Annotated in this window: 14 protein-coding genes; 9 read left to right on the top strand and 5 right to left on the bottom strand. The window is 66.8% G+C overall.

Annotated features, from left to right (window positions below; translation table 11 throughout):
* Positions 1-20 precede the first annotated feature (20 nt).
* Positions 21-1166, top strand: a complete 1146-nt coding sequence (locus AWC12_RS12890; RefSeq protein ID WP_207576432.1) for a THUMP-like domain-containing protein — start codon at positions 21-23, stop codon at positions 1164-1166.
* An 83-nt stretch (positions 1167-1249) separates the two neighbouring features.
* Positions 1250-1978 carry an esterase gene (locus AWC12_RS12885; RefSeq protein WP_024447833.1) on the top strand — a complete coding sequence of 243 codons (729 nt, stop codon included), beginning with the start codon at positions 1250-1252 and terminating at the stop codon, positions 1976-1978.
* Here AWC12_RS12885 and AWC12_RS12880 read toward each other — a convergent pair.
* Positions 1968-3515 carry an alanine/glycine:cation symporter family protein gene (locus AWC12_RS12880; protein WP_024447834.1) on the bottom strand — a complete coding sequence of 516 codons (1548 nt, stop codon included), beginning with the start codon at positions 3513-3515 and terminating at the stop codon, positions 1968-1970. The genes AWC12_RS12885 and AWC12_RS12880 overlap by 11 nt on opposite strands.
* A gap of 115 nt (positions 3516-3630) precedes the next feature.
* Entirely contained in the window at positions 3631-4917 is a 1287-nt protein-coding gene (locus AWC12_RS12875) for a BamB-related PQQ repeat family beta-propellar protein (RefSeq protein ID WP_024447835.1), read from the bottom strand.
* An 84-nt stretch (positions 4918-5001) separates the two neighbouring features.
* Between AWC12_RS12875 and AWC12_RS12870 the strand changes: the two genes are divergently transcribed.
* Together AWC12_RS12870 and zwf are read left to right on the top strand one after the other, a co-directional pair.
* Positions 5002-5739, top strand: a complete 738-nt coding sequence (locus AWC12_RS12870; RefSeq protein WP_085174740.1) for an acyltransferase — start codon at positions 5002-5004, stop codon at positions 5737-5739.
* Between the two features lie 178 nt (positions 5740-5917).
* Positions 5918-7462: a glucose-6-phosphate dehydrogenase gene (gene zwf / locus AWC12_RS12865; protein WP_085174738.1), complete on the top strand. Its 1545-nt coding sequence runs from the start codon at positions 5918-5920 to the stop codon at positions 7460-7462.
* 32 nt (positions 7463-7494) lie between these two features.
* On the opposite strand, the gene AWC12_RS12860 is transcribed toward zwf, so the two are convergent.
* The 3 genes from AWC12_RS12860 to AWC12_RS12850 are packed head-to-tail and all read right to left on the bottom strand — an operon-like array spanning position 7495 to position 11074.
* A complete protein-coding gene (locus AWC12_RS12860) occupies positions 7495-8721 on the bottom strand; it encodes a glycosyltransferase family 4 protein (RefSeq protein ID WP_110808634.1) in 1227 nt (408 codons plus the stop codon).
* 2 nt (positions 8722-8723) lie between these two features.
* Positions 8724-10292 (bottom strand): 1,4-alpha-glucan branching protein domain-containing protein, encoded by a 1569-nt coding sequence (locus AWC12_RS12855; protein WP_085174734.1) that lies wholly within the window; start codon positions 10290-10292, stop codon positions 8724-8726.
* The gene (locus tag AWC12_RS12850) at positions 10289-11074 is read right to left on the bottom strand and encodes a class I SAM-dependent methyltransferase (RefSeq protein WP_085174732.1); all 786 of its coding nucleotides are present in this window, start codon (positions 11072-11074) and stop codon (positions 10289-10291) included. The genes AWC12_RS12855 and AWC12_RS12850 overlap by 4 nt, the downstream gene beginning before the upstream one ends.
* A 196-nt stretch (positions 11075-11270) precedes the next feature.
* Here AWC12_RS12850 and AWC12_RS12845 point away from each other — a divergent pair, with 196 nt between their 5' ends.
* From AWC12_RS12845 to AWC12_RS12825, 5 genes are all read left to right on the top strand, one after another.
* Positions 11271-12062, top strand: a complete 792-nt coding sequence (locus AWC12_RS12845) for an electron transfer flavoprotein subunit beta/FixA family protein (RefSeq protein ID WP_085174731.1) — start codon at positions 11271-11273, stop codon at positions 12060-12062.
* A 40-nt stretch (positions 12063-12102) separates the two neighbouring features.
* Positions 12103-13059: an electron transfer flavoprotein subunit alpha/FixB family protein gene (locus AWC12_RS12840; RefSeq protein ID WP_085174729.1), complete on the top strand. Its 957-nt coding sequence runs from the start codon at positions 12103-12105 to the stop codon at positions 13057-13059.
* Positions 13060-13245: 186 nt separating this feature from the next.
* Positions 13246-14109, top strand: coding sequence for a GNAT family N-acetyltransferase (locus AWC12_RS12835; RefSeq protein WP_024447843.1), 864 nt, complete (start codon positions 13246-13248; stop codon positions 14107-14109).
* Positions 14106-14963 (top strand): lysophospholipid acyltransferase family protein, encoded by an 858-nt coding sequence (locus AWC12_RS12830; protein ID WP_085174727.1) that lies wholly within the window; start codon positions 14106-14108, stop codon positions 14961-14963. The genes AWC12_RS12835 and AWC12_RS12830 overlap by 4 nt, the downstream gene beginning before the upstream one ends.
* Before the next feature lie 46 nt (positions 14964-15009).
* A complete protein-coding gene (locus tag AWC12_RS12825) occupies positions 15010-16215 on the top strand; it encodes a cysteine desulfurase family protein (RefSeq protein ID WP_207576431.1) in 1206 nt (401 codons plus the stop codon).
* Position 16216 lies beyond the last annotated feature (1 nt).

Genomic DNA, 16216 nt, shown 5'->3' with positions numbered 1-16216 from the left:
GCCTCGACGATGTCGGGTACCTGCGCAGCGATGCGGGCCGTCTGGCGTTGGCCGAGGTCGCGCGTTACGGCCTGACCGACTCCTCGCTGATCTCGGACATCGCTTCGGCGAGAACGTATTTCGGTAATCGCACCGCGATTCTCGTGGAGACCGTCAAGCTGCGTCGCAAGGCGGCGGCGAAATTCGCCCACGCTGCGGACTGGCTGTTCACCGATGACGCATTGCAGCAGGCGACAGCAGAACCGGTGGCCAGGCATCGCGCCAGACGTCTCGCCGGCGCCGTCGTCCATGACGCCACGTGCTCCATTGGCACCGAGCTTGCGGCGCTTCGTCATTCGGCCAGTTTCACCCTGGGCAGCGATACCGACCCGGTGCGGCTGGCGATGGCCGGCCACAACCTCGGACTCGACGGCCCTGCCGTTGCGCTCTGCCGGGCGGACGCGCTGCGGCCCGTGACCGGCAACGCGGTCGTCCTCGTCGATCCCGCCCGCCGCAGCGGAACACGTCGCCGCTTCGACCCGCGCGCCTACCTACCACCGCTCGACGAGCTTCTCGACGTGCTGCGTCACCGCGAGTTCGCCGTGAAGTGCGCTCCGGGAATCGATTTCACGATCGTCGGGCAGATGGGTTTCGACGGTGAGATCGAGGTGACGTCGCTAGGTGGCAGCGTCCGGGAGGCGTGCCTGTGGTCGCGCGGACTCGGAGGCGGGGGAGTGCGCCGGCGGGCCACGATGCTCGACACCGGGGAACAGATCGACAACACCGCGCCCGACGACTGCGGCGTCGCCGCCGCCGGACGCTGGATCGTCGATCCCGACGGGGCTGTCGTGCGCGCCGGTCTGGTCCGCCACTATGCCGTCCGGCACGGTCTGTGGCAGCTCGATCCCGACATCGCCTATCTGTCCGGCGATCACCTGCCCGACGGCGTTCGTGGCTTCGAGGTGCTGGAGATTCTGGCCTTCAGCGAACGTCACCTCCGCCAGGCGCTTTCCGCCCGCGACGTCGGGTCGGTCGAAATTCTGGTCCGCGGTGTCGACGTCGACCCCGACGCCCTGCGCGCACGGATGCGCCTGCGCGGCTCCATGCAGGCGACGGTCGTCATCACCCGGCTGGGCGCCGGTGCGGCAAGCCGGGCAACGGCATTCCTATGTCGTCCATCACGTTGAAAGCTCACGTACCCTGGCCGTAACGGCGCTGACACCAGCACCGAAATCTTGTGTATAGCCCCCCAATCCTGAGGACGTCGACGATGCGCATTCTCGCTGCTGCTCTGACAGTGGCCGGTCTCTCGGTCGGTTTGTCGACCGCGCCCACGGCGCTCGCCCAGCCGGTCGTTGCCGCCGACCCGTCGGCGTGCGTCGAACTGGGTGGCCTGGTCGACGCCGACCAGATCTGTCGCGTGCATACCGAAAACCCCACCTACCGGCTGGATTACACGTTCCCCGCCGACTATCCCGACCAGCAGGCGCTCACCGCATACCTCAAGCAGACGCGGGACGGTTTCGTCAACGTCTCCGAGATGCCCGGGTCGTGGAACCTGCCGTACGTTCTCGACGGTCGAGGAACCGGGTACCGCACCGGCCCCGAGGACGGCGGCACCCGCAGTGTGGTGTTCGAGATGTACGAGAACGTGGGCGGTGCGCATCCGCAGACGTGGTTCAAATCGTTCAACTGGGACGTCGCCAAAAAGGCGCCCATCACCTTCGACACGCTGTTCACACCGGGCGCTGAGCCGTTGAACGTCATCTTCCCGATAGTGCAGGCCGACATCTCGCGCCAGCTCGGCGTCGATGCTCCTATCTCACCGTCAGCAGGCCTCGACCCGGCCAAGTACACCGAGTTCGCCATCACCGACGACTCGGTGATCTTCTACTTCGGCCAGGGCGAGATCATGGCCGGCGCGGGCGGTGCACTGCAGGCCACCGTCCCGCGCTCGGCCATCGCGTCGATGCTGACGCTGCCCCCGGCTACGTCTTAGCCCGCTCCCGGTCTTTGCCGGTGGCAGGATCGTAGTTCTCCCAGAACGTCGCGTTCTGGATCCCGAGCGCCAGCGGGTCGAACACCGGATCCAGGCCGTCCCTCTTCTGCCTCTCGTAATCCCACAGGGCTTTGTAGGCGGGCTGCTGCAGGATCAAGATCCCGATGATGTTGAGCCACGCCATCAGCCCCACGCCGATGTCGCCGAGGGTCCACGCATCCGAGGCGGTCGACACCGCTCCCAGGGTGACCGAAACCAGGATCAGCGCCTGCAGCAGCATCGTCATGGTGGTGCCCAACGAGCCGGGCAAGAAGCGGGCATTCACCGTCGCGAAGCGACCCAGCATGAAGCGCAGGTTGGTTTCTGCCATGTAGTAGTAGGCCACGATCGTCGTGAAGCAGAAGAAAGCCAGCGAGATCGCGATGAAGCTGGATCCGGCGCCGCTCCACAACGTGTCGAAGCCGGTCTGAGCGAACGCGGGCCCGACCTCGGCGTCAGCGGGCAGGATGGTGCCGCCCTCGCGGATCACCGCGCCGTCGGCGGTTCCGCCTTCGAAAACCCGGTAAGCACCGGTGGACAGAATGAGAAAGCCGGTCGCCGAACAGACGAACAAGGTGTCCACGTACACCGCGAACGCCTGCACCAGCCCCTGCTTGGCGGGATGCGACACCTCTGCAGCGGCCGCCGCGTGCGGGCCGGTGCCCTGACCGGCCTCATTGGAGTAGATGCCACGCTTGACGCCCCACATCACCGCGAGCCCGATGATGGCCCCGAAGGCCGAGTCGATGCCGAAGGCGCTGGAGAAGATCAACGAGAGGATGGCCGGGATCTCCGAGGCGTTGAACAGAACGACCACCAGCGCCAGCACGATGTACACGACGGCCATGAAGGGCACGACGATCGAGGCGAACGTCGCGATGCGCTTGACGCCGCCGATGATCACGAACGCCAGCACGATCACCGTGCCGACCGCCACCCACCACTTGGAGAAACCCCATGCCGAACTCATTGCCGATGCCATCGAGTTCGACTGCACGCCCGGCAGCAGCAAACCCATTGCCAGCAGGGTGACCGCGGCGAATACGTATCCGTAGATCTTCATGGCTCCGGCTGCCGCTGTGTGGGAGAGCGCAGTGCTGAAGTAGTACGCCGGCCCGCCGCGGTACTCGCCGGTCAGTTTGTCGCGGTCTTTGTAGATCTGACCGAGGGTGCATTCCACAAACGAGGTCGACGCTCCCAGGAAGGCCACCGTCCACATCCAGAACAGCGCACCCGGTCCACCGAATGCGATGGCCGTCGCCACACCGGCGATGTTGCCGGTGCCGACCCGGCCGGCCAGCGACATGGTCAGGGCCTGAAAGCTGGAGACTCCGGAGGGCGACTTCTCGCCCTTGAGCATGAGCCGCACCATTTCAGGGATCTGGCGCACCTGGACAAAACGAGATCGAATGGAGAAGTACACGCCCGCGGCCAAGCAGAGGTACACCAGTGTCTCGTGCCAAACCAGGCCGTTGACGGTACTGAGGAAGTCAGACAATTCGCATCCTTCGTCATCGCATCGAGTGGAACTACCGCACGCATGCTCGCAGAGTCGGGCACGGCCGGTGTTGCATTACTGTGAAATCGCTGTTATCGGACCGGTCATTTTCCGGTCATTCCGGCGCGAAGCCGTAAATCTGGCCGTCGCTGGTCGCCGCGACCACGCGCCGGTCGTGCCCGATCGACACCCCGACCGGCCACCCACTGGCGTTCGGAAGCCGATAGGTGTTGAGGGTGCTGCCGTCGCCGAGGCTGAACACGAGGAGCGCCAAGCCCTCCGGGTCACTCTCGTCGCGCACGACGGCGTATCCGACCTCGGCGAGACTCGACGTCGTCAGCGGAGATGTGTCCTGTTGAGTCCAGACCTCTTCACCTTCCTCGGCGGTGTCGCGAATCGCGGTCAACCGCGAACCGGGTCCGCCGCCGGCGATGACCAAGCCGTCCGGGGTCACCGACGGGGGGGTCTGCGCGAGATAGTTCAGCGGCACCGCCCACTTCTCGGTGCCGTCGGCGCTGTTGATGGCCCACAGGTGCTCGTCACGGCCGTTGACGTAGACCGTCGTACCGTCCGCCGATAAGACCGGGCTGGCCAGCGGGCCGCCACCGACGACGTCGCTGGTCCATTCGCGCGTCAGCTCAGGGGTCTGGCCCTGCTGATAGCGCAGGCCGACCAGCACCGGCTTTTCGGCATCGGGCTCCCACAGCGTCAGCACGATCATGCCGGTGGCTTCCGAATAGGCCGGGGCCGCGGCCACCGGGCAACCTGGCCGGGCCAGCCGGCAGTCTGCAAGTCCGCGTTCGGAGTCGGTGGGGTCCAGCCCGTTGACCAGATCCAGCGACGTGCCCGCCACAGTGCCGCGGTGCGCGTCGAACACCAGCACCTGACCGAGATGGGTGACCACGAGCAGTCGGCCTGGAGCGACCATCCGGGTCGTCAGCGGCAGCCCGATCACCTGGGTGCGCCACCGCACCCACTGGGTCGAGGGGAAGGACTGCAGCAGACCCGGCTGACCGATGTAGAGATTATCGAAACCGTCGAACAGCGGGCTGGCGATGCCGCCGCCCTGTACGAGCCGAGTGCACCACCGCTGTCGGGCCCGGTTGTTGACCTCCCAGACCATCAGCGAGCAGCCCGCCTCGGTCTGCCCGTTGACGGCCAGGTAGTTGCCCGACCCGAGTGCGGCCTGAGCGGCGAGACTGCCTTTGACCGACCGACCCCACTCCAGCCGCAGATTCTCTGCCCCCGCGACCGGGGCGGAACTCGTGTTCGCGGCGTCGGCGTACTGCGCCGACCACCCAGTGGCCGCGCGAGCGTCGACCCAGGAATCGGTGTCGCCGCAGCCGGTGAGCACACCGGTCGTCAGCGCCGTGACAGCCACCGCGGTGATTCGCCGGAGCACGAGATCCCTTCTGATCGCGTTGTAGTTCGAGCCCACGTGAGGGTAACCGCTGCACCGTGCCATGGGCGCGTAGGCTGTCCGGCCATGACGACGATGTGGGGCGCACCGCTGCACAAGCGCTGGCGAGGCTCGCGATTGAAGGATCCTCGTCAAGCCAAGTTTCTGACGATCGCGTCGTTGAGATGGGTCATCGCCAACCGCGCCTACACGCCGTGGTATCTCGTCCGATACTTCCGTCTGCTCAAGTTCAAGCTCGCGAATCCGCACATCATCACCCGCGGCATGGTTTTTCTCGGCAAGGGCGTCGAGATCCAGGCGACACCGGAGCTGTCGCAGATGGAGATCGGGCGGTGGGTGCACATCGGCGACAAGAACACCATCCGCTGCCACGAGGGCTCCCTGCGTATCGGCGACAAAGTGGTGCTCGGTCGCGACAACGTCATCAACACCTACCTCGACATCGAGCTCGGCGATTCGGTGCTGATGGCCGACTGGTGCTACATCTGCGATTTCGACCACAAGATGGACAGCATCGAGTTGCCGATAAAAGACCAGGGAATCGTCAAGGGCCCGGTGCGGATCGGGCCAGACACCTGGGTCGGGGTGAAGGTCAGCGTTCTGCGCAATACGACGATCGGCCGCGGCTGTGTGCTCGGATCTCACGCGGTGGTCCGCGGGGACATCCCGGACTACTCGATCGCCGTCGGCGCCCCGGCCAAGGTCGTGAAAAACCGCAAGCTGTCCTGGGAGACGTCGGCTACCGAGCGCGCCGAGCTGGCTGCCGCGCTGGCCGACATCGAACGCAAGAAGGCGGCGCGCTGACGACTCGGCCGAGGGACGAGGCCGACAAGGAAGAAACAGGCGCTGACGACTCGGCCGAGGGACGAGGCCGACAAGGAAGAAACAGACGCTGACGACTCGGCCGAGGGACGAGGCCGACAAGGAAGAAACAGACGCTGACGACGCGAGGCGATTCCGGGCGGGTCGTTCGCGCCAAGGAATGCATCGGCGCGGCACAGGTGACAGCATTTCCCCGGTGACCATAAGGACGCCCCAGACGATCTCCTATCCCGCTCCAGGCGCTCGGCCCTACCGCAGGGACGAGGAGCCGTTGGCGCCTCACGTCATCGTGCTGTTCGGTGCGACGGGTGATCTCGCGAAGCGCAAGCTGATCCCGGGTATGGCCTACCTGGACCAATCTGAACTGGCCCCGCACGTTCAGGTCGTCGGGACGTCGTTGGAGGACCTCACCGACGACGAGTTTCGGGCCCTGGCCAAGGAGTCCATCGACAAGTACGGCACCCACAAGCTCACCGATGAGCAATGGGAGAACTTCGCGAAGATCCTGACCTACGTGCCGCAGTCCGCGGGACCTGAGGCGCTCGCCAGTGCGGTGGCGGAGGCCGAGCAGCGGCTCGCCGTCGACGACACCACGGAAGTGCATCGGCTGCACTATCTGTCGGTGCCTCCGAAAGCGGCGCGGGCCGTGATCACGATGCTGCGCGAGGCTGATCTGGTGACGCGCTCGCGGGTGGTGATGGAGAAGCCGTTCGGCACCGACCTGGCCACTGCCGTCGCGCTCAACGACTTCGTGCACCAGACGTTCCGGGAGCGGCAGATCTTCCGGATCGACCATTTCCTCGGCAAGGAGGCGGCGCAGAACATCCTGGCGTTCCGCTTCGCCAATGGCCTTTTCGAGCCGATCTGGAACCGCAACTTCATCGACCACATCCAGATCGACATTCCCGAGACGCTAGGCCTCGACGAGCGGGCCAACTTCTACGAGAGCACCGGCGCGTACAAGGATATGGTCGTCACCCACCTTTTCCAGGTGATGGCGTTCGTTGTGATGGAACCGCCCACCGCGCTGGAGCCCAGGGCGATCAGCGAGGAGAAGAACAAGGTGTTCCGCTCCATGCTGCCGATCGAAAGTCGCGATGTGGTCCGCGGACAGTTCGTTGGCTACCGCGAACTTGACGGTGTGGCAAGGGATTCCGATACGGAGACGTTCATCGCGCTTAAGGTCGGTATCGACAACTGGCGCTGGGCCGGGGTGCCGATCTACCTGCGTACAGGCAAACAGATGGCCGAGGGCATGCGCATCATCTCGATCGCGTTCAAGGAGGCCCCGCGCACCATGTTCCCTTCCGGGTCGGGGGTCGGCTCGCAGGGCCCTGACCACCTGACTTTCGATCTCGCCGACGCCTCGAAGGTCTCGCTGTCGTTCTATGGCAAGCGGCCCGGACCGGGAATGAAGTTGGAGAAGATGTCGATGCAGTTCTCCACCCAGGAGACCGAGCAACTCGGCGACGTGCTCGAAGCGTACGAACGCCTGATCCTCGACGCCATGCGCGGCGACCACACGCTGTTCACCACCGCCGAGGGCATCGAATCCCTGTGGGAGCGTTCGATGGACCTACTGAACGACCCACCAGCGGTGAAGAGCTATCAGCCGGGAACCTGGGGGCCCAACTCCATTCATCAGTTGATCGCGCCCAATGCTTGGCGGCTGCCGTTCGAACGAGCCTGGCGGGAGAAGAAGTAGGCCTGACCGGGGCCTCCTCGTCGCGCGAGCGCTCACCGGTCCGGCAGGGGGCGCTCCTCGATCGGCCGCCTCGGCTGCGGCCGACGCACGGCGCGTTTTGCCGCCAGATACACCTGGGCCGTCTCGGCAGCGACCGTCTCCCAGGCGAAGTCTGAGGTCAGCCGGTCGCGCGCGGCGATCGCTCGCTGCTGGGCGGCAGCGGGGGAGTCGAGCACCGTGCGGACCGCATCGGCCAGAGCACCGATGTTGCTCGGCGGGTAGGAGATGCCGGTGACGCCGTTGATGACCGCCTCGCCGAGCCCGCCCGCCGTCGACGTGACCAGGGGCGTGCCGGTGGCTGCGGCTTCCAGCGCGACGATCCCGAAAGGCTCGTAGTGCGACGGCAGCACCGCCACATCGGCGCGGTGCAGGTGCTCGAGAAGCTGCGAGTGGTCAACGCGGCCAACGAAATTGGTCGCTTTGAGCACCTTGTGTTTACGTGCCTGCTCGCGAAGGAAGTCCAGTTGTGTTCCGTCGCCTGCGATCGTCAGGGTGGTGCCGGGGTGGGTGCGCCGGATCCTGGGCAGGGCGGCGATCGCGTCGTGTACCCCCTTCTCGTACTCCAGGCGGCCGAAATACAGCAGCTCGGCGGGCCCCGAATGCCGTCGCCTGTGGGCGAACGGCCACCCTTCGGTGTCGATCCCGTTCGGAATCACCGCGGTCTCGGCGATCTCCGGCCCGAACAGTGTGCTGATCTCATCACGCATGGACGCCGAACATGTGATCAGGGAATCGGAATCACGCACCAGCCATGACTCCAGCGCATGCACCTGACGGCTCACCGCACCGGAGACCCAGCCCGAATGACGACCTGCCTCGGTCGCGTGGATGGTGGAAACCAGTGGAACGTCGAAGAATTGGGCCAACGCAACGGCGGGCTGGGCGACGAGCCAGTCGTGCGCGTGCACGATGTCGGGCCGCCAGTCGGCGAGTACCAGTCCGGCGCGAATCATCGCGTGCCCCATCGCGAGCGTCCACGCCATCATGTCGGTGCCGAACGTGAACTCGTGCGGATCCTCTGCCGCCGCGATCACCCGCACGCCCTCGTGCACCTCGTCGGTGGTCGGATGCGTCTGCGGATCGGTGGCGGTGGGGCGCCGGCTGAGCACGACGACCTCGTGGCCCGCCATCGCGAGTTCGGTCGCCAGGTGATGGACGTGACGGCCGAGCCCGCCGATCACCACCGGTGGGTACTCCCAAGACACCAGAAGGATTTTCAGCTTCACGGGGCGGGTAGCCTTCGCGCGTCGAGCGCGCCGAACAGCCCGTCGGCGCGGTTCCACCCCTGGGCCAGCCGCTGCGCCTGTTCGTGGCGGCCGGAAGCTACCGCCGCGGCGATCTCTCGGGTCGCGTGCGCGTGCAGATGCGCCCGGTAGCGCGCATAGTCGGCCGCCGAGTCCTTGCTGACCATGAAAGGCCAGTCGCTGGAGACGGTCAGCAGCGTTTCGCGCAGAATTTGGTCGGCCACGAAATCCCTTGATACGGGCGAACCCAACGATGCGCCGTGCGCGAGGGCCTTGTCGACGGTGCTCAACGCCGACTCGACGACCTCGCTGTTGAGCTGCACCAGGTCGGCGACCTTCTCGCCCGACCACACCTGCCAGTCCTTACCCGAACCCCAGGAGCTGGGCGGCAATTCGACAGGTGAGCCGACGTAGCCGTCGCTGATTGCGTCGGAGAGCGTACCGACGCGGATTCCCGCGGCGGGCAGCGCGCGCAGCACCCGCTCCAGCCACAGCGGTCCCTCGTACCACCAATGGCCGAACAGTTCGGTGTCGAATGCGGCGACCACATGTGCGGGCCTGCCGATGCGCGCACTCTCGGCGGACAACCTCTGGCGAACCGTTTCGACAAAATCGGCCACGTGGACGTCCACCGCGGCGTCGGCGCGCGCGGGGTCGTAGGGTGCTTTGTCGTCGGAGGGCACGTTGCGGCCGGTCACTCTCGCGGGTTTGAGGCCGGTGGCGTGGTCGTAGGTGTGGAAGTCGCGGTAGGCGGCATGGCCGGGGTAGCCGGATCTCGGAGACCACACGCGGTAGCTGACCTGCAGGTCGCGGCCGAACGCCACGACGTCGGAATCGGCGACCGGCCGTCCCAGCGCGGTGTCACCGCGCAGTGAGGGGCCGTCCACCATGAAGTGACCCACCCCGGCGGCGGCGTAGCCGGCCTCCATCCCAGGTGCGTATGCGCACTCGGGCGCCCAGATTCCAGTGGGTGTGTGGGCGAACCGCGCTTGTGCGTCAGCGAGACCCTCCCGCAGCGCGAACTCGCGCAGCCGCGGATTAAGCAGCGGCTGGAAGGGGTGGGCAAGCGGCCCGCCCAGCAACTCGATGACCTCGCCGTCGAGCAGCTCGCGCACCAACGGACTCGCTCCGTGCCGCCACAGCGTGTCGAATTCGCCGAGTTCGCGGTCTGCCTCGGCGTACTCGCGGGTCCCGAACTGCCGCAACGCTTTCGGTTCTGATGCCGGTGATGTGCCGGAGGCGACGCGGGTCGACGCGGCCTCGAGGGCCCGGAGCTGCCAGTTCCCCAGCCAGTGATGCATGCCCTGCAAGCAGTACGGATCATCCAGTTGCGCAGCCACTACGGGTGTGATGCCGAGGGTGATCAGATGCCTGCGGTTCTCGGCGGCCAGCGTGCGCAGTACCCGGATCAGCGGGAGGTAGGAGGCAGACCAGGACTGGTAGAGCCACTCTTCGCCCACCGGCCATCGCCCGTGATGCGCAAGCCACGGCAGATGCGTGTGCAGGACGAGGGTGAACAGCCCGGGTACGGGCGGCGGATCGCTCACGCGCGTACCGCGATCGCGACCAGGTCCAGGCTGTCGTCGATGTTGCGCGCCGACGCGGCCATGAGATCGAAATCGTCGATCGTGACGGCTTCCACGTCGGCGAGTAGCTGCGCGGGCCACGGCGCGTCGGCCAGTGCGCGCGCTATCTGCGCGTCGATGATCGAGCCCCCGTGTCTGGTGTCCATCTCGGCAAGGCGAGCGCCATGAAAGATGCCGTAAAGCCCTTCGATGTCGAATCCGGCGGATTCGAGGAGCTCGGTCATCTCGGCGGCGTTGAGCTCCCGGGTGTGGAACGGATTGACGGGAGTGTCGCGGCCCGGTGAGAAGGTGATGCGGTTCGGTGTCGACATCAGAAGGACTCCGCCGGGGCGCAGCACCCGGGCGCATTCGGAGACGAACTGGCCCTGATCCCACAGGTGCTCGATCACCTGGAAGTTGACGACGACATCGACAGAGCCGTCCGGCAGCGGCAAATTCGCCAGGTTCCCGTGCCGCATGTCGACGCGGGGATACCTGGCGCGGACGTGTGCCACCGCGGATTCGTCGTAGTCCAGGCCGATGACGCTGGAGGCAACGTCGGCAATCAGGTCGGCGCCGTAGCCCTCGCCGCAGCCGGCTTCCAGCACGTCGCGGCCGCGGCAGCGCTCCAGCAGCCGCCGGTACACCACCTCGTGACGGCGAAACCAGTAGTTCTCCTCGGCCAGGCCAGGCACGGTCCGCTCACCGGTCAACGCCATGGGGACGTCGTCCCCACGCGTGCCGTTGCTCACAGTTGCGCTCATTGCAAGGCAGGCTAACCCCTAACGGACAGATGGCGAACTCTTCGCTTGCCACGGGCGCAACGGAACGCAAACTTCGACCAGCTATGGTGTTTCTGCGAACCCCCTCAAGTTACCCACGGGTAATATGGGGGTGATTGCTTCGAACGTGGTAATGCAGGCCGGTTGGCGGCCTCATCGAGGAGGACGAACCAGAGTCATGACGAACATCGTGGTCCTGATCAAACAGGTTCCTGACACGTGGTCCGAGCGCAAGTTGTCGGAGGGTGATTGGACCCTCGACCGGGAGGCAGCGGACGCCGTGCTGGACGAGATCAACGAGCGCGCCGTCGAGGAGGCGCTGCTGATCAAGGAGAAGGGGGGGGGCGACAGTACCGTCACGGTCCTGACAGCCGGTCCCGAGCGCGCCACCGAGGCGATCCGCAAGGCGCTGTCCATGGGGGCCGACAAGGCCGTTCACCTGGTCGACGAGGGCCTGCACGGCTCCGACATGGTGCAGACCGGCTGGGCTCTGGCCCGCGCGCTGGGCACCATTGAGGGCACCGAGCTGGTCATCGCGGGCAACGAGGCCACTGACGGCACCGGCGGCGCCGTGCCGGCCATCATCGCCGAGTACCTCGGCCTGCCGCAGCTGACGCACGTGCGCAAACTGACCGTGGAGAACGGCAAGGTCACCGCCGAGCGTGAGACCGACGACGGCGTATTCACTCTCGAAGCGAGCCTGCCGGCCGTGGTGAGCGTGAACGAGAAGATCAACGAGCCTCGCTTCCCGTCCTTCAAGGGCATCATGGCCGCCAAGAAGAAGGAAGTGACGAAGCTGACGCTCGCCGAGATCGGCGTCGAGGCCGACGAGGTCGGCGTCGCCAATGCCGGCTCCAAGGTGCTGTCCTCGACGCCGAAGCCGCCGAAGACCGCGGGCGAGAAGGTCACCGACGAGGGTGAGGGCGGCAAGAAGATCGCCGAGTACCTGGTCGGTCAGAAGATCATCTAGCAGACCATTCCTTTCGGACCTGAGAAACGAGACAAACCCCATGGCTGAAGTACTTGTGCTCGTCGAGCACGCCGAAGGCGCGTTGAAGAAAGTCACCGCCGAACTGATCACCGCCGCCCGCGTCCTGGGCGAGCCCGCCGCCGTCGTCGTCGGCAAGCCCGGCACCGCCGAGGGCCTTGTCGACGGGCTGAAGTCCGCCGGCGCCGCCAAGATCTACGTCGCCGAGTCTGACGACGCAGAGAACTACCTGATCACCCCGTTCGTGGATGTGCTGGCCTCGTTGGCCGAATCAGCCACCCCGGCAGGCGTTCTGCTCGCCGCCTCCGCGGACGGCAAGGAGATCGCCGGACGTCTGGCCGCCCGTATCGGATCCGGCATCCTGAGCGACGTTGTCGAGGTGAAGGAAGGCGGTAAGGGCATTCACTCGATCTTCGGTGGCGCCTACACCGTCGAGGCCGAGGCCGTCGGTGACACCCCGGTCATCACCGTGCGTCCCGGCTCGATCGAGGCCGAGCCCGCCGACGGCACGGGTGAGGTCGTCAACGTCGAGGTACCCGCTGCCGCCGAGAACGCGACGAAGATCACGTCGCGTGAGCCCGCCGTCGCGGGCGACCGCCCCGAGCTGACCGAGGCGACCGTCGTCGTCTCCGGTGGCCGCGGGGTCGGTAGCGAGGAGAACTTCAAGATCGTCGAAGATCTCGCGGATTCCCTCGGTGGTGCCGTCGGCGCTTCGCGCGCGGCCGTCGACTCCGGCTACTACCCGGGTCAGTTCCAGGTCGGCCAGACCGGCAAGACGGTGTCCCCGCAGCTCTACATCGCGCTGGGCATCTCCGGAGCTATCCAGCACCGGGCCGGCATGCAGACGTCCAAGACGATCGTCGCGGTCAACAAGGACGAAGAGGCGCCGATCTTCGAGATCGCCGATCTCGGCATCGTCGGCGACCTCTTCAAGGTCACACCGCAGCTGACCGACGCCGTCAAGGCGCGGAAGGGTTAATTCCCGCAGCTCAACCGTTCGAGAGTGGCCCCCATCCCCAGCCGGGATGGGGGCCACTGTCGTCGGGGACCTTTCGGACGGATGTCAACGGTGTCGATCTTGACGAACCCCAACCGTCACCCAGCGCTCACGAACACGTCACGTATCGATTGCCATCGCGCCGAACACCTGCGCGACCGTGCAGGCATGAGCACTGCCTCTGTACTCATCCCAAGCGACACATCTGCTCCAGCGGACGATTCGACGCGCCACCCGCGTTACGCGTTGCTGCTGTGCACCGACACCGATTCCATCGAAGCCGCCCAGCGTCTCCGTCATGACGTGTTCACCTCCGAGCCCGGCTTCGCGCTGCAGGACAGCAGCCAATCCGGCAGCAGCACGGCAGGCCTGGACGCCGACCGGTTCGACGAGTACTGCGACCACCTCCTCGTGCGCGATGACGACACCGGCGAACTCGTCGGCTGCTACCGCATGCTTCCCCCGCCGGGAGCCATCGCCGCCGGCGGGCTCTACACCGCCACCGAATTCAATGTGACCGCCCTCGATGCGCTCCGTCCGTCGCTCGTCGAGATGGGCCGCGCGGTCGTGCGTCACGACCACCGCAACGGAGCCGTCGTGCTGCTGATGTGGGCCGGGATCCTCGCCTACCTGGATCGCAGCGGATACGACTACGTCACCGGCTGCGTCTCAGTCCCCGTCGAGGACCCGCAGGGCCGCAACGCGCCGGGCAGCCAACTGCGCGGCGTCCGCGACTTCGTCATGCGCCGCAATGCCGCGCCCGCCGAGTACACCGTGTACCCGTATCGCCCCGTGGTCGTCGACGGTCACGGTCTCGACCACATCGACCCGCCCGACCGGGTAACCGTGCCGCCGCTGATGCGCGGTTATCTGCGTCTGGGCGCGCAGATCTGTGGCGAACCCGCCCACGACCCGGACTTCGGGGTCGGCGACTTCCCAGCGCTTCTCGACAAGCGCCGTGCCGACGTCCGCTACCTGAAACGGCTGCGGTCGGTGGGTGCCGCGGCGGATGCGGTCGGATCGCCGTCATGACGATCACCGACGAACACGCTTGGCTGCAGCGTGCGACCTGTGGCGCAGGTTGTGTGCACGCCGGCGCCGACGGCCCGGGCCGCCAGTGGGTGATCGCGCTACGCACCTCACTGCGCGTCTGTGCCGCGGTGGCGCTCTTCGCCGGGGTGTGGCTGCTGGCCATCCCGCTGCCGGGCCGGTCGCACCTGCAGCGCGGCTACTGCCGCCTGATGTTGCGTGCCCTCGGCGTGCGGATGGCGGTCTCCGGCGGACCGATCCGCAACTTGCGGGGAGTGCTCGTCGTCAGCGGGCACGTGTCCTGGTTGGACGTGTTCGCTATCGGCACCGTGCTGCCGGGCTCGTTCGTCGCCCGCGCCGACCTCACTGACTGGCCGGCCCTGGGTCCGATCGTGCGGATCATGAAGGTCATCCCGATCGACCGCGCGCGTCTGCGCAGGCTGCCCGTCGTGGTGGCCGCCGTCGCCGACCGGCTGCGGTCCGGTCACACCGTGGTGGCGTTCCCGGAAGGCACCACGTGGTGCGGTCTGGGGTACGGACGGTTCCGACCGGCCATGTTCCAGGCCGCCGTCGACGCCGGACGGCCGGTCCAGCCGCTTCGCCTGACGTATCGGCACAAGGATGGGCGACCGTCCACCGTGCCGGCATTTGTCGGCGACGACACACTGCTGACATCGATCAAGCGGGTCATCACCGCCCGGCGCACCGTCTGCCACATCCATGTCGAATCGCTGCAGCTGCCCGGGCAGGACCGTCGTGAGCTGGCGGCACGGTGCGAGGCCGCCGTGCGCGGCGAGCAGCGATCGGCGCAGGTGAGGAATTCGGCTTCCGGCGAGGGTCACGCGCTGGTCGCCTGAGTGCGATAGGGGAAAGCCGCAGCCCGACGGCTATCCTGGAACGGCTATGTCTGCGTCCGTGCCCGCTGCCAGGCCGGTCTACCTCGACCACGCCGCCACCACCCCGATGCGCCCCGCTGCCATCGAGGCGATGGCCGCCGCCATGGCAACGGTGGGAAATGCGTCCTCGCTGCACGGCTCCGGCCGGCTGGCTCGCCGTCGGCTCGAGGAATCGCGGGAGACGCTGGCCCATCTGCTGGGTGCGCGCCCCTCGGAGGTGATCTTCACCGCGGGCGGCACCGAGAGTGACAATCTGGCCGTCAAAGGAATCTACTGGGCCCGTCGCAGTGAGTCGCCGGAACGTCGTCGAATCGTGACCACGCCCGTCGAGCATCACGCGGTCCTCGACGCCGTCCAGTGGCTCGTCGATCATGAAGGCGCTGAGGTGACGTGGCTGCCGGTCGATCAATACGGCGCCGTCAGCGCCGCCGACCTGCGGGCCGCCCTGACTGGGGCCGCGGACGTCGCATTGGTGTCGGTCATGTGGGCCAACAACGAGGTCGGGACGATCATGCCGATCGCCGAACTTGCCTCCGTAGCAGCCGAATTCGGAGTTCCCATGCACAGCGACGCAATCCAGGCGATCGGAGCGCTTCCCGTCGACTTCGCCGCGAGCGGCCTGTCGGCGATGAGCGTCGCCGCGCACAAGTTCGGCGGCCCCACCGGTGTGGGTGCGCTGTTGCTGCGCCGCGACGTCGCGTGCGTGCCCCAGCTGCACGGCGGCGGGCAGGAACGCGACGTACGTTCGGGCACACAGGATGTCGCAGGAGTCGTCGGTATGGCGGCCGCGGCGCGTGCCGCGGTGGAAGCCATGGACGCCGGCGCCGCCCGCATGCGCGAATTGCGAGACAGACTCATCGACGGAGTGCTCGGCGCGATCGACGATGTCGCGGTCAACGGCGCGGCGGGCGCGGGCAGACTGCCCGGCAACGCGCACTTCACCTTCCGCGGATGTGAAGGTGACTCGCTGCTGATGCTGTTGGACGCCAAGGGAATCGAATGCTCCACAGGGTCAGCGTGTACCGCGGGCGTTGCGCAACCCTCCCATGTGTTGACGGCGATGGGTGCCGACCCGGCAAGCGCGCGCGGCTCCCTGAGGATGTCGTTGGGGCACACCAGCACCGACGCTGACATCGAGGCGGTCCTCGAGGTGCTGCCCGCTGCCGTGGAGCGCGCCCGGCAAGCAGCCCTGGCCAGTTCGGGACGGCACTAGC

It is taken from the genome of Mycolicibacterium iranicum (genome assembly GCF_002101705.1).
GTDB lineage: Bacteria > Actinomycetota > Actinomycetes > Mycobacteriales > Mycobacteriaceae > Mycobacterium > Mycobacterium iranicum.
Note: the sequence above shows the minus strand (reverse complement) of the source record. Positions and strands in the feature narration are given on the sequence as shown.